Origin of the sequence: Mesorhizobium sp. M0496 (assembly GCF_040321205.1) — a bacterium.
Classification (GTDB): Bacteria; Pseudomonadota; Alphaproteobacteria; order Rhizobiales; family Rhizobiaceae; genus Mesorhizobium.
The window spans coordinates 18141-32100 of the sequence record NZ_JAMYRC010000033.1 but is presented as its reverse complement, the minus strand read 5'-3'; the positions used below and the strand labels follow the sequence as shown (position 1 = coordinate 32100).

13 protein-coding genes are annotated in these 13960 nt (G+C 62.0%); 5 read left to right on the top strand and 8 right to left on the bottom strand.

Translation table 11 applies throughout. The features are described 5' to 3' along the window. Positions 1 to 25: 25 nt before the first annotated feature. Together NKI73_RS24130 and NKI73_RS24125 are read right to left on the bottom strand one after the other, a co-directional pair. Positions 26 to 1006, bottom strand: coding sequence for a bifunctional riboflavin kinase/FAD synthetase (locus tag NKI73_RS24130; RefSeq protein WP_352633325.1), 981 nt, complete (start codon positions 1004 to 1006; stop codon positions 26 to 28). Between the two features lie 6 nt (positions 1007 to 1012). Then, a complete protein-coding gene (locus tag NKI73_RS24125) occupies positions 1013 to 1873 on the bottom strand; it encodes a TIGR01459 family HAD-type hydrolase (protein WP_352633281.1) in 861 nt (286 codons plus the stop codon). Between the two features lie 272 nt (positions 1874 to 2145). On the opposite strand from NKI73_RS24125, the gene NKI73_RS24120 reads away from it, so the two are divergent. Together NKI73_RS24120 and NKI73_RS24115 are read left to right on the top strand one after the other, a co-directional pair. Then, complete coding sequence (locus NKI73_RS24120; RefSeq protein WP_352633280.1) at positions 2146 to 4131, top strand: pilus assembly protein TadG-related protein; 1986 nt, start codon at positions 2146 to 2148, stop codon at positions 4129 to 4131. A 230-nt stretch (positions 4132 to 4361) separates the two neighbouring features. Further along, a complete protein-coding gene (locus NKI73_RS24115; protein WP_352633279.1) occupies positions 4362 to 4994 on the top strand; it encodes a LysE family translocator in 633 nt (210 codons plus the stop codon). Positions 4995 to 5026: 32 nt separating this feature from the next. Here the strand turns inward: NKI73_RS24115 and NKI73_RS24110 are convergent, their stop codons facing one another. Then, positions 5027 to 5893, bottom strand: a complete 867-nt coding sequence (locus NKI73_RS24110; protein WP_352633278.1) for a dienelactone hydrolase family protein — start codon at positions 5891 to 5893, stop codon at positions 5027 to 5029. Between the two features lie 118 nt (positions 5894 to 6011). After that, positions 6012 to 6839, bottom strand: a complete 828-nt coding sequence (locus tag NKI73_RS24105) for a DUF2189 domain-containing protein (protein ID WP_352633277.1) — start codon at positions 6837 to 6839, stop codon at positions 6012 to 6014. 289 nt (positions 6840 to 7128) lie between these two features. Between NKI73_RS24105 and NKI73_RS24100 the strand changes: the two genes are divergently transcribed. Then, positions 7129 to 8352: a TadE/TadG family type IV pilus assembly protein gene (locus NKI73_RS24100; protein ID WP_352633276.1), complete on the top strand. Its 1224-nt coding sequence runs from the start codon at positions 7129 to 7131 to the stop codon at positions 8350 to 8352. A 147-nt stretch (positions 8353 to 8499) separates the two neighbouring features. On the opposite strand, the gene NKI73_RS24095 is transcribed toward NKI73_RS24100, so the two are convergent. Next, positions 8500 to 9210, bottom strand: coding sequence for a glutathione S-transferase family protein (locus NKI73_RS24095; RefSeq protein WP_352633275.1), 711 nt, complete (start codon positions 9208 to 9210; stop codon positions 8500 to 8502). Positions 9211 to 9316: 106 nt separating this feature from the next. Between NKI73_RS24095 and NKI73_RS24090 the strand changes: the two genes are divergently transcribed. Together NKI73_RS24090 and NKI73_RS24085 are read left to right on the top strand one after the other, a co-directional pair. Continuing rightward, the gene (locus NKI73_RS24090; protein ID WP_352633274.1) at positions 9317 to 9679 is read left to right on the top strand and encodes a winged helix-turn-helix transcriptional regulator; all 363 of its coding nucleotides are present in this window, start codon (positions 9317 to 9319) and stop codon (positions 9677 to 9679) included. Positions 9680 to 9751: 72 nt separating this feature from the next. Next, complete coding sequence (locus tag NKI73_RS24085) at positions 9752 to 10261, top strand: CAP domain-containing protein (RefSeq protein ID WP_352633273.1); 510 nt, start codon at positions 9752 to 9754, stop codon at positions 10259 to 10261. Positions 10262 to 10314: 53 nt separating this feature from the next. Here NKI73_RS24085 and NKI73_RS24080 read toward each other — a convergent pair whose 3' ends face one another. From NKI73_RS24080 to NKI73_RS24070, 3 genes are all read right to left on the bottom strand, one after another. Beyond that, complete coding sequence (locus tag NKI73_RS24080) at positions 10315 to 11847, bottom strand: DHA2 family efflux MFS transporter permease subunit (RefSeq protein ID WP_352633272.1); 1533 nt, start codon at positions 11845 to 11847, stop codon at positions 10315 to 10317. A gap of 307 nt (positions 11848 to 12154) precedes the next feature. Continuing rightward, entirely contained in the window at positions 12155 to 13339 is a 1185-nt protein-coding gene (locus NKI73_RS24075; RefSeq protein ID WP_352633271.1) for an HlyD family secretion protein, read from the bottom strand. Then, positions 13336 to 13815 (bottom strand): MarR family winged helix-turn-helix transcriptional regulator, encoded by a 480-nt coding sequence (locus NKI73_RS24070; protein WP_352633270.1) that lies wholly within the window; start codon positions 13813 to 13815, stop codon positions 13336 to 13338. Before NKI73_RS24070 ends, NKI73_RS24075 begins: the two co-directional genes overlap by 4 nt. Positions 13816 to 13960 lie beyond the last annotated feature (145 nt).

The window sequence follows — 13960 nt, the reverse complement described above, 5'->3', positions numbered from 1 at the left end:
GGTTCCCACTTTTCGGGATCATGCTTCAAAAAGCCATAGCGGCGTCGAGATCGGAGAGCGGCTTGACGCCGGCAAGCAGCGCGCGCGCCTCGGCTTCATCGCGCTTCATCTGCGCGACCAGCGCATCGAGCCCTTCGAACTTCACCTCCGGGCGCAGGAAACCGAAGAAGGAAACCTGGCAGATCTCGCCATAGAGGTCGCCGGAGAAATCGAAGACGAAGGTTTCCAGCAGCGGCGCGCCATTGTCGTCGACAGTCGGGCGGCGGCCGAAGCTGGCGACGCCGTCGTGAAGTGTGCCGTCGGCGCGGCGAAAGCGGACGGCATAGATGCCCTCCTTCAGAGCGGCTTCGGCTGAAAGCCTCATATTCGCGGTCGGAAAGCCAAGCGTGCGGCCGAGCTGCTGGCCGCCGACCACCTCGCTTTCGACGGTGAAGCGATAGCCGAGCAGTCCGGCGGCCTCGGCCACCTCGCCCTCGCTCAGCAATCCGCGGATGCGGCTGGATGAGATGACCTCCGCGCCCTCGTCACGGAAGGCGTCGACGAGCGTGACGCCGAAGCCGTGACGCTCGCCGGCTGTCATCAGGTAGGCTGGACCGCCTTGGCGATCCTTGCCGAAATGGAAATCGAACCCGGTCACGGCATGGGTAATGCCAAGGTTCTTATCCAGCACATCGGTCACGAATGCTTCCGCCGACAGCGAGGCGAAGTCGCGCGTGAACGGCTGTTCGACGAGTGCGGCAAAACCCAGCAGCGACAGGAGCCGCGCTTTCATCGGCGGCGGCGTCAGCACGAACAACGGTATATCAGGCCTGAAGATCTTGCGCGGATGCGGTTCGAATGTCAGCACCAGGGCCAGCACCCCGCGCCGCCCGGCTTCAGTCAAGGCCCGCTCGAGCACCGCCTGATGGCCACGATGGACACCATCGAAATTGCCGATCGCCACCACGCCGCCGCGCAGATCGGCGGGCAGCGGCGCGGTTGCCAGAACGTGCTGGAAGGCTGTCATCATCATCTACCGCAGTCTGGGAATGACGGCCACCGGACGATAACCGTGCTTTTCCAGGAAGGCCGCCAGCCTTGCCGGATCCGGTTGCAATGCATCGCCATAGTCGCGGGCATGAATACCGCCGGAGACATAGAGAACATCGAAGCCGTTGTCGGCGGCGCCCTTCACATCCGTCATCATGCCGTCGCCGATGGCCAACACCTGGCCGCGCTCGACCGGCCGGCCGAGAAGCTCCGCAATTTCCTTCATCGCGACGGTGTAGACCGGCGCGTAAGGTTTTCCGGCGATCAATGTGCGACCGCCGAGCTGGGCATAGTCGCGTGCCAGCGCGCCGGCACACCAGATGATGCGTTCGCCGCGCTCGACGACGATATCCGGATTTGCACAGATGAAAGGCAGGTTCCTGGCGCGCAGCCGCCGCAGAAGCTCGGCGTAATCCTCGGGCTTCTCGACCTCGTCATCGAACAGACCGGTGCAGACGACGCCGGACGCCTCGAACTCCTCGACAAGCTCGACGTCGAGACCTTCGTAGAGCGTGAAGTCACGGTCAGCGCCGATATGGAAAATCTTGCGCGGGCCTTCGGCGATCAAATCCCGGGTCACGTCGCCTGACGTGACCACCCGGTCGTAGGCTGAGGGTGGAACACCGATCGCGTTCATCTGCGCCACGACATCGGCACTTCTGCGCGGCGAATTGGTGATCAGGACGACGGGGATCTCCGCCTCGCGAGCCCTCGCAAGCGCCGAGGCCGCCACGGGGAAATGCCTTTCGCCATTGTGGACCACGCCCCAGACATCGCAAAGGATTGCCGAATAGGCCTTCGACACGTCTTCGAGCGAGCCGATGATTTCAGGCGAATCCGCCATGCCGTTTCCTTCAGTCATGATCATTGCGAGCACTACGGCCGACGGTTCGCCGCAGCCGGTTCGGATTAGCCGAACCGCCCCGGCCTGTCACCAGCTTTCGCCAGGCAACCGCATAGCGCGGCACTTCCCCATCCGTAACGCTCCAGTGCCGGTTGGTTAGCGGTTGATGAAGCGCCGGCCCGGCAATCGAGCGATTTCCCAAACGCCGCCTTCAGCGTTTTGTGGAAAAACTGGCGCCAATCGAGAATCCGCCGGCGGGGGCCGCTGCAGACATGCATGAACTTTGGCGTCAGTTCTGCCGCGACAGACGCGGCAACTATGCTCTTATGACGGTCGTTGCCATGGTTCCGCTGATGGGCGGCCTGGCGATGGCGGTCGATTTCACCGAGATGAGCCGCGAAAAACAGATGGTGTCGAATGCGCTCGATGCCGCCAACTTCGCCACGGCGCGCCGGCTGACGGAAGGTGCTACCGACGACCAGTTGAGAGCCTATGCGCTCGACTTCTTCAACGCCAACCTCAACAAGATCGATCCCGCCAACACGACGCTGAGCGTCACCTTGCCAAGCAACACCACCGGCGGAGGCTTGCTCAAGATGAGCGCGCGGCTTGACTACAAGCCTTATTTTTATCCGGTCTTCGGCCAGATGATCGGCAAATCCGTAACCGACGCGAGCCAGAAGATCAGCTTCAACGTCACTTCGGAGGTGCGGCTGAAGAACACTCTGGAAGTCGCCCTGGTGCTCGACAATTCCGGGTCGATGACCACGCCGGGAACGGGCTCGGGGCAAAAGCGCATCGACCTTCTCAAGACTGCGGCCAAACAGCTGGTCGACACGTTGGCCCAGCAGGCGGCGATGATCAAGCAGGTCGACAAGCCGGTGCAGTTCGGCCTCGTACCGTTTGCCGCCTCGGTCAATGTCGGACCCGGCAACGGCAATGCATCCTGGATGGACACAGAGGGCCTGTCGCCGGTATCGAACGAGAATTTCGACTGGTCGACGCTGAACACGGCCGTCAAATACGCCCAAAAGACCAATGGCATCTGGTACAAGCGCGGTTCCGGATGGGGTGCCGAGGAAGGTCAGATGCTGACCCGGTTTTCGCTCTACCGCGACATGAAGGTCGTCACCAACCATGAGCGCGTCATCAACAGCAAGCGCGTGGTTTGCGACGACTACAACTCGAACAACACCTGCAGCGACAGCCACGATGAATATGACTATGTCGATACCTACGGTCCGTTCGCCAGCTGGCAAGGTTGCGTCGAGGCCCGCCCCTATCCCTACAATGTCAACGACGTCGCGCCTTCCGGCGGCTCGGCGAATACCGGCATAGGTATCGGCGATCCGGCGACGATGTTCGTGCCGATGTTTGCCCCGGATGAGCCCGGCAATCATTGGAAGATCACTCAGGACCCTGACGAGGCCGAGCCGGAAACCGACGGTGCCGTGAACAGTTGGTGGAACGACGACCCATCGAGCACCACCGGCCAATCCCGGCTGCGCAATATGGCCAAATATTTTCAGCCGCGGCCGATCAACGCGCCGGCGTTGCCGGCCGGCAACGGCCCAAACTACAGCTGCTCCACCAACCCGATCACGTCGCTTACGGACGTCAGCGTCGCCGATGGGCTCACCGCGATCAAGGCCGCAATCGACCTGATGAAGCCGAGTGGCGGCACCAATGTTCCCGAGGGCATGGCCTGGGGCTGGCGGGTCGTTTCGAGCGGCCAGCCGTTCACGCAAGGACGCCCCGAAACAGAAAGAGGCAACGACAAGGTCGTGATCGTGCTGACGGACGGTGCCAACACCTATTACACGCCTTCGTCGCTGGGCTATTCAGACCCCGCTGATTCGAAGTCGACCTATTCGTCCTACGGCTATCTCAACCCCGGCTACAACGGCACTTCGGTCGGTCGCCTGTTCATGGGCACATCGAGCACCATTGGCCAGCTCGATTATTCGAACGGCAATTATACGAGCGCGCTCAACGAGCAGATGGCGACGCTTTGCAACAACGCCAAGGCAGCCAACATCATGGTGATGACGGTGGCGCTCGACCTGTCCACGACCAAGACGGCCGACAAGCAGGCGATCGATGCTTTGAAATCGTGCTCGTCGGACTCACGCTTCCGCAAGGATCCGACGGACCCCAGCAAGCCGGCCAAACTGTTCTGGAATGCGACCGGCGCCACCTTGTCGAACGATTTCAAGGAAATCGGCAACGAATTGTCGAACCTGCGCGTCGTCGGCTGATCCAAAGGCACTAAAGCGCGTCGCGTTTGAACGGATTCAGGCGACGCGCTTTAGGTTTTTGTTTTATGCATGTCGCCCAAAACCGGGGCCGCTTTTGGGCGACATGCATTGGCAGCCAGCTGGCGCAACGGCTGGCGCCGCCATGCTCTTGCGCGCGCCTGCCGGGACAGGCACATGTTGGCCGCTCGCGGGATCGTGCATCCATTCGCGGCGCGCTGGGGAACGAACCGATGCCCGAAACCGCCAATCATCTCGCCTTCGCCCTGGTCTGCCTCGGCATGGTGCTGACGCCAGGCCCCAACATGATCTATCTGATCTCGCGATCCCTGTCGCAAGGACCGAAGGCCGGGCTGATCTCGCTCGGTGGCGTGGCGCTCGGCTTTCTCTTCTACGTGCTGGCTGCGGCCTTCGGCATCACCGCACTGCTGCTCGCCGTGCCCTATGCCTATGATGCGCTGCGCTTTGCCGGTGTGCTCTATCTCCTGTGGCTGGCCTGGCAGGCGGTGAAGCCGGGCGGGCGTTCGCCGTTCCAGGTGCGCGAACTGCCGAGGGACCGGCCGCGCAAGCTGTTCGCCATGGGCCTGATGACCAATCTGCTCAATCCGAAGGTGGCCGTGCTCTATCTGTCGCTGCTGCCGCAGTTCATCAGCCTGGGCAAAGGCCATGTCCTGTCGCAGCTTCTGGTGCTGGGCGCCACGCAGATCACAATCAGCCTCAGCGTCAATGCCATCATCGCGGTGACGGCCGGCTCGATCGCCACCTTCCTCGCCGGACGGCCATTGTGGCTGGTCATCCAGCGCTGGATGATGGGCACCGTGCTGGCGGCGCTCGCGCTGAAGATGGCAACCGACGCGCAGCGCTGAGAGCGACAGGGCAAAACGGTGGTCGCCGGCTGTCAGCCGCCGAAGACTTCTTTCAGAAACGCACGGACATCGCTTGTCGATTGATCGGCCGCAGCTGCATTGTACTCTACCCGGTGACCGTAGGCCTCGATACCGTTCTTGAATTCCGGAGCGTCAAATGCATGACGAGCACCTGAGTAGACGTTGAGCTGCACGTAGCTTCCCTTGCCGCTGCGCTGCTTCATCATCTCCCGGCATTTTTGGGCCGGGCTAAAATCGTCAAGTTCACCGGCCAGAACCAAGGTCGGGACCGCCATGTCGCCATTCGCTAGCGAACATCGCGGATAGTAGGCAATCGCTGCCTTGAACTTGCGCCCCATAAGCCGCTCAGCGCCACCAAGCTGCACGGCCTCGAGTGTTGCGATCCCGCCGGCGGAGAACCCCATCAACGCTATGCGCTGCGGGTCGACGAAACTGTATTTCGATAGGAACTCCAAGGCGCCGTAGGCGTCATAGACCCGATCAGCAAGCAGGCTCCGATCACACGTCTCGTGAATGCCGCGCGTGCTGAAACTGTCGACAACGAGGACGACATAACCCCAGGAGGACAGCCGCTCGGGCCAGGTTTGCTTGTCATTCGAGAGCACACCCGCACACCCATGGAGAAGTACGACCGCAGGAAACGGCCCCTCACCCAGCGGTCGCGTTAGATACCCGTTCAATGGTGTGCCGGAAACAGCTTTGATCAATTGCCCGTTTTGTTGCGCATTGCGCTCCTGAAACGGCGTTGGCTTCAAAGTTGCGCTTTCAAATTGCACCGGCTGGTCAGCGCTTGCCGGGGCGGCATTGAGATAGCCAGCAATGCTAAAGCAGGCCAGCCAAACAAGTTTTCTGAGCAATCCCCGCAGTTTGCGCGCCATGGGTCGATCTCAGTCAGTTGGCCATCGAGATCACCTGACAAAACCAAACATATCGGGGTCTGTCAGGCGCTCTTTGTCAGGCGCTCCGGGGGTGCTCATCGGCAACGAGGCGGCTTGCCTACATCGGCCGCCTTGTCTGCTCCGCCCGTTCCGGCTCGACCACCTTGCGGTAGAGGTGCCAGGTGGCATGACCAAGGATCGGCATGACTACGGCCAGTCCGGCAAACAGCGGGATGGAGCCGATCACCAGAAGCACGGCGACCGTCAGGCCCCACAGCGCCATCTGCAGCGGATTGGCCATCACGGCACGCGCCGAAGTCTCGATCGCCGAGACGGCGCCGACATCGCGATCGAGTAGCAGCGGGAAGGCAACAACCGTCGTCGCCAGCACGACCACGGCGAAGACGAAGCCGGCGGCGTTGCCGGCAAGGATCAGCATCCAGCCCTTGCTGGTCGTGAGCACCTCGCGGAAAAAACCGCCGATCGATGCCGGTGCTTGATCGCCGAACAGGCCGATATAGATCGACTGCGCGGTGTACAGCCACAACAGGAACAGTACCACCAGCATGATGCCGATCACCGCAATCGACGGAATCGCCGGCGAGTGGCGCACGTCAAGGGCATGCCACCAGGAGGTGTTCATGCCGAGCTCGCGCCGGCGGCTGATCTCGTACAGACCGAGCGCGGCGAACGGGCCGACAAGTGCGAACCCCGACATCAAGGGATAGATAAGCTGGATGGCATTGGCGCCAGACGACGTCCACCGCGTCAGGATCAGGCCGACAATTGGATAGATCAGACACAGGAACACGTAGTGCGACGGTTTTGCCCAGAAATCCTCGAAGCCGAGACGCAGCGCATCCCAAAGCTGCGACGTGGTGATGCGGCGCACTGTTGGCCGCACATGCATTCCACGTGCGTCCGCCATGACATGAAAGCCGGCCATAGCCTTCCTCCCGTACGTCGGGGCGGTCACCGCCTGGATGGCCGCCCGCAGCTGCCACTTCAAGAACACGATAACAGATTTGGCGGCGATTGTCGCCGCGTCAATGGCCTGGGAGCCTCGTTGTGCTCATCTCTCCGTGTCGCCACTCGTATGGCCGTGCCTTGGCAAGCTTTCGTCTTGGCCAACCATTGTGCAGCATTTTAGCATTTACGCATTTTAGCATTTACTTAAATGGCTCATAGAGACCCCTGGCGTATCACCTCAGCTTTACAAGTTTTGGCGAGGGGCGATGTCGGCATTGAAAGGCTTCTGGTCTTCGGAGCGTGGCAACTTTGCCATAACGACCGCCATAGCGATGCTGCCGATAATGATTGGTTTGGCTGGCGCCATTGATCTGGTCGGCACGAGCCATGACGCCTCGCAACTACAGAACTCGCTGGACGCGGCGGGGCTCGCCATCGGCACGAAGTTCTCTCCCGAAATGGCGGCTGGCGATGTTCAGCAGCTTGGGCTGCAATTCTTCGCCGCAAATATGAGCGCGGCCGACCAGCAGGAATATTTGGGCAGCATCTCCGCGTTCGCGGCAACTGCAAGCGGCAGCCCAAGCGCCTACTTTATCTCGCTGTCGTCCAGCATAAGCCGCCCAAGCTTCATCAGCGACTCGGCCCCCTGGCAGGCCCACCGCTCGGCCTCGGTCAAGATAAAGCCTGGCGCGCAAGCCTGCGTGCTGGCACTCGATCCGCATGCGTCCGCCGCTGTCAACCTGCAGGGCTCGACCAATGTCTCGATGGACAGTTGCGTGATCGCGGCGAACTCGGACGCATCCGATGCCGTCAATAGGGGCGGTTCCGCGCTGGTTTCAGCGGGCTGTGTCTCAACCGTGGGCGGCACCAGCGGGCTTTTGCCGCCCAGCGCCAGCCTCGCCTGCGGAACGCCGCACGAAAATCAATACGCGTCTTTTGATCCACTGGCCGACGTCATTCCTCCCCCCTACACATTGTGTTTGCCGGTCCCGAACGGCAAAACCTACACGCTGTCGCCCGGCACGTATTGCGACAAGACACTGTCGGGAAACATCACGCTCAATCCGGGCGTCTACATCATGCGCGGCACCACTATCAAGCCCGGGGGAAACGGCAGCCTGACTGGTCAGGGCGTGACCATATTCCTCATGGAAAGCGCGCAGATCTACATAAATGCCAATGAGAAGGTGAACCTTTCCCCGCCCACTAGCGGCCCTTATGCCGGCATCACGATTTTCCAGGATCACGGCAATACGTCCGCCTTGACGTTGAATGGCGGCGCAAATTCCCTGGTCAGCGGCTTCATCTACGCGCCGGACGCGCCCATTTCCTACGCCGGCAACTCCGATATGAGCGGCCAGGGCGACTGTCTCAGGCTTGTCGGCAACACGGTGCAGATGACCGGAAACTCATCCGTCGAGTCGGACTGCTCGGCAGCGCTTGGAAACCGCGCAATGTTTGCCGGCCGGATGATCACTCTCATGAAATGAGACGCCCCCCGTCGACTGGCGCGGCACCGCTCCATCGACCCTAGCTGTCGCCTTGGTGTCGGCGCGTTCAACAATTCCGGAGTGCGGCTACCGCACTCCGGCAGATGAGTAGCTCTCATATTCGGGTGAAAATGCGCATCGCCATGGTTACGCCGGGGCGGCGAAGCGCTCGATCACCTCGGCGAGCGGGACATGGCCGAGACAGGCGCCCGACCCGGCAGGCTTTTTGCCATCCTCTACAGCCATGGCGTACCGGACAGCGGCTTCAGCCTCGATGCGGCGGCGCAATGCGGCCAATTTGGGATAGGCAGCGCCGTCGACGGCCTGGTGGAACTCCGCCCAGCGGGCCACACCGATCAGGGTGGTGTCCGCCAGCGTCAGTCGATCGCCGACCAGAAAGTCGGTATCGGCGATCATCGCTTCAAGGCGGTCGTGACGTTCGGCGACGGCCTTGCGGCCGAAGTCGCGCAAGGTCGCCTTGAGCGCCGGTTCATCCGCGGCCATTTCCAATGCTACCCAGAGCGGGCTGAAAGCGGCGGTGAACCCGGTGTTCACGAAGGCCATCAACTGATGCATGCGGTCGGCCTGCGGCGTGCGCGGTTCGAAGCTGATGCGACGTTGCGTGTCGCGGGCTTCGAGCCACGCGGCGATGGCCATGGTCTCGGTCAGCACCGCGCCTTCGTCGGTGATCAAAACCGGTGTTTCCTGACGGCCGTTGATGCTGGCGTAGGCGTCGTTCTTCATCTCGGAGAGCATATCGACACGGCACAGGCGATAGGGATGCCCGACGCGTTCAAAGGCAGCGACGAGTCCCATCGAGCTTCCCGCCGGGAAGCCATAAAGGAGGATAGGTTCCATTTGTTTTCTTCCGTGATTGAAGGGATCACGCCGCGCAGCGAAACTTGACCCTAAACGCTGGTCGCCCCATGTAAATTACGCACAATTCTGTAACCAGGGACCGCCCATGAAAGACGTCGTCTCACGCTGCCCTATCGAAGAGACCATGCGCGTGCTCAGCGGCCGCTGGCCCACCTTGCTGCTCTATTATCTGAAGGACGGGACCAAGCGGTTCAGCGACCTGAGGCGCAACAACCCAACCGTGTCGCACCGCATTCTGACGCTGGAACTGCGCAAGCTGGAGGACGCCGGTATCGTGCGGCGGACGGTGTATTCAGGCTATCCGTTGCGCGTTGAATACGATCTTACCGAGCCGGGCCGCAGGCTTGTGCCGCTGATCGATGCGCTCGGCGCCTGGTGGGTGCATACGGAAGACGATCGGATGGGCGGTAATCCAACCTCGGACGCAAATCTCGACACAGCCGCCTAGGATCGTCGTTTCGACCGAGATTTTCGCCGCCCTGCCCGGCAAAAGCCATGATCGCCACTATCTCAGGCGGGCATGACCATTGCGAAAATCGAAAACCACCAGAATCCGGGCCTGAACAGGCGCATGCTGCTGACCGGCCTCGCAGCCTTGGCCGGGCTCGCCGCCTGCAGCACCGTTTCGCTGCCGACCGGCGAAGGCGCCGGGGCTTCCGCATCCGCCACCGGCACGCTGGCCAGTATCCGCGGCTCGGCCGGGCTTGTGGCGCTGGTCCCAGACCGGCAGCTCGAACAGGCCGCGCTGCAGCAGGCCGGCTACATGGCGCAGCGCCGTCGCATGAGCCACACCACCGGCTGGGGCAAGGATTTCGCCTCGCGCGTCAAAGGCAATGGCATTGCGGGTGCCGCGGCCGAGAATATCGCCGAGGGCCGTTTCGACCTGCAGAAGCTGTTCGACATCTGGGTGCATTCGCCCGGCCATCGCCGCAACATGCTCGACCCGCGCTTCACCCGGTTCGGCCTTGCCTATGTGCGCGACGGCAGCGACAGCAACCTCCGCTACTGGAGCCTCGTGCTCGGGAAATAGGAGGCGTCCCGGTTGTGCGCGCCACCGCGAAGACGACCTGACGGAAGCTTCATCTAGTCCATATGCGCGGCTGGTGCGCCACCGGCCGGCGCCTGCTTTGGCTTACGCAGCAGGAAAACAAACGGGATGGCAAGCAGCGTCATCACCATGAGTATTTTGAAGTCGTTGACGTAGGAGATCATCATCGCCTGGAGATTGACCATGCGATCGACCTGCGAAAGCGCCATTGGATCGCCGCTTGCGGCCGCCGGAGAGACAGCCCAGAGATTTGGGTTGAACGGGTTGATGAAGGCCGAAAGCTCGGTGTGATTGACCTGCGTGTTACGCACCATCAGAACCGTCACCACCGACACGCCGATGGACGAGCCAAGGTTCCGCACCAGGCTGAACAAGGCCGTGGCATCGGTGCGGAATCGCACGTCAAGCGTGGCAAACGCGACGGTCGACAGCGGCACGAACACCATCCCCATCCCCAGGCCCTGGATCACGCCGGAGCTGATGATCAGCCAGTTGTCCATCTGAGGCGTGAAGCTGGACATGGTGTAGAGCGACTGCGCGGTCAGCAGAAACCCGATGACGACGAGGATCCTGGCGTCGATCTTGCTCATGAGCCGCCCGACGACGAGCATCGAAATCATGGTGCCGACACCGCGTGGTCCCATGACGACGCCGATGGTGACGGTCGGATAGCCGAATATGGTCGACAGCATTGGCGGCAGCAGCGACATGCTCGCCAGGATGAGCACACCCATGACGAAGATAAACGCCAGCCCGGTGACGAAATTGCGGTCGAGGAAGATCTTGGGATCGATGAAGGGGTGTTCCGCCGTCATCGTGTGAATGATGAACACCCAGAAACCGGTGAGGGAAAGACCAAGCTCGATCCAGATCTCGACCGAGGAAAACCAGTCGACCTCGCCACCGCGGTCGAGCAGCAGCTGAAGTGCGCCGACGCCGAGCGATATCATGGCGAAGCCGAAGAAATCGAAGCCGCGCACCCGCCGGGCAACGGCCGGCAAATAGGCGGCCATGCCGAGAAAGGCGACGATGCCGACCGGCAGGTTGATGAAGAACACCCAGCGCCAGTTGAAATTCTCGGTCAGCCAGCCACCGAGTGTCGGGCCCAGGATCGGCCCCAGCATGATGCCGGCGCCCCAGATGGCCATCGCCTGGCCATGGCGTTCCCTGGGATTGATGTCGAGCAGGAAGGTTTGCGACAGCGGCACGATCGCGGCACCGAACACGCCTTGCATCAGCCGGAAGAACACCATGGTCTCCAGGCTCCAGGCGATGCCGCACAGCATCGAGAACACGGTAAAGCCGACCACCGCCGTCAGGAACAGTTCCTTGCGGCCAAAGCGGTCGGCCAGCCAGCCGGTGACCGGCGTCATGATGGCGGCGGCAACGATATAGGAGGTCAGCACCCAATTGATGTTGTCCGGCGAGGCGCCGAGATCGCCCGTCATGGTCGGCAGCGCGACGTTGGCGATCGTCGTGTCGAGCGCCTGCATGATCGTCGCCAGCATGAGCGCGACCGTGATCAGGCCGCGATGCGGCACTTCTTTGAAGGGTTCGGGCGTGCTCATGACGTGGAACTTCCAGCAGGTAACAAAAACGTGTACAACGGGTTTCCGGGCGGCAACGCCTTCCGTTGAGAGACCTTCATCGCGGTGGGACGCGATTTATCGATGTGGGGGTTACATCGACCGAAAGTCTCTGATGAGCGGATGCCTGCCGCCCGGAAACATGAGGACCGACGGGTCCGTGCCGAAGATTTCAGATTCCGGTCGAGCCACGACGCGGCAGGCCCAGACGCTGATCCTTCCCACTCCTCCATCAGACCAATCCTGCTACTCGCTTCCACCCGCAGGTCCCCGCGGGATTCCGCTGACTTTACTGCACTGCCTCGCCTGCCGTGGCGTGGCCGAAGATCGACGGCAGGCCACGCGCCACACCGGTGTCGACGGTAACGGTGGCGCTCATGCCTGTGCGCAACGCCATCTTGGCGTCTGCATCGGTCAGTTCGAGACGCACCGGAATGCGCTGCGTGACCTTGACCCAGTTGCCGGTGGCATTCTGGGCGGGCAGCAGCGAGAATTCGGCTCCCGTACCGGCGCCAATCGCCTTGACCGTCGCCTCGAAGGTGCGCCCCGGATAGGTATCGACCATGATCTCGGCCTTCTGGCCCGGCTTCATGTGGGTGAGTTGCGTTTCCTTGAAATTGGCGTCGATCCATGTATCGCCGGTCTCGACCAGCGAAAACAGCGGCGTGCCGGAACCGACATACTGACCGACCTTGAACGACGAGGCCTGGCTGACGACACCGTCAGCCGGCGCCTTGACCGTGGTCTGTGCCAGATCGTAGGCCGCCTTGTCGCGTGCTGCGAGCGCGGCCATCACGGTCGGGTGCTTGTCGGTCTCGATGTCGGGATTGCCGCCAAGGGCTGCCTTGGCGCTGATGATGCCTTGCTCGGCGACCGTCAGCTGCTGCCTGGCCTTGTCGAGATCGTTCTTGGCCTCGTCCAGAGACGACTTGGCGTTGATGCCCTTCTGGGCAAGGTCGGCGGCGCGGTCGAACTGCGACTGGGCGAAGGCAACTTCACTGGCATCGGACTTTTGCTGAGCCATCGACTGGCCATAGGCGGCGCGCAGCTGCTCGACATTGAGACGTGCTCCCGCCACCGCCGCGTCGGCCTGGGCCAGCGCGATCCGGTAGGGCTCGGGGTCGATGGCAAACAGCACGTCACCCTGCTTGACCAGTTGGTTGTCGAAGATGTCGACCTGAACGATACGCCCGGCCGTGTCGGAAGCGATCGACACCTTTGCCTGCTGCAGATTGGCGTTCTCCGTCTCCTGGTAGCGGCCGCCGGTGACCCAGACGTAACCGCCGCCGACAGCCAGTGCGGCGGGCAGCGCGACCATCAGCAGAAAGCGGACCAGCCGGCGCTTTTTCTTCACTGGCGCCGGGGCCGGCTGCACCGGAGGAGCGACCGTCACCGGGGCGGCCACGGCCGGCCTTTCCGGCGCTTCCATTTCCAGCTCGGTCACTTTGTCGTCTATCTTGGCTACCGCGTTCATGCTGCTGCGCCCTCTGTATTCTTTACTTTTTCAATGGACGGCGTCTCGTCGTCGGTCAGGTTCCGGACCATCGCCTCAAGCCCCTCGATGAGGACACGACGGGCTTCCGGCTTCACGCCGACCAGCGATTCCTCATAGACTTCCCCAGCAATGCTCTTGATCACGGCGTAGGCTTCGCTCGCCTTGGGTGTCAGGAAGATCATGCGGACGCGGCGATCGGCAGCGTCGGGACGACGCTCGATCCAGCCGCCCTCCTCCATGCGATCGACCAGGCGAGAAACGCTGATCGGCTCGATTTCGAGAAGTTCGGCCAGCCGCGCCTGCGCGACCCCGTCTTCCTTGGCAACGCGGACCAGAAGCCGCCATTGCGCCGAAGAAAGCCCCAAGCCACTGGCCCTCGCCTCGAAGCGCTTGCGCATCAAGCGCTGCACGTCGTGGATCAAGAAGCCCAATCTGTCGATACCATTGGAAACCATGAGCCGGATATATAATAAGCGTGCTTACTATTCAAGATGCCGCGTTGCACAAGAAGCCGGCAAATGTGCACGACAGCCATGCGGTGCAGTCATGGTTAGCGATTGGTGAGCGCCTGGTCGCTATGCCAGTCGGCATAGCCGCTCC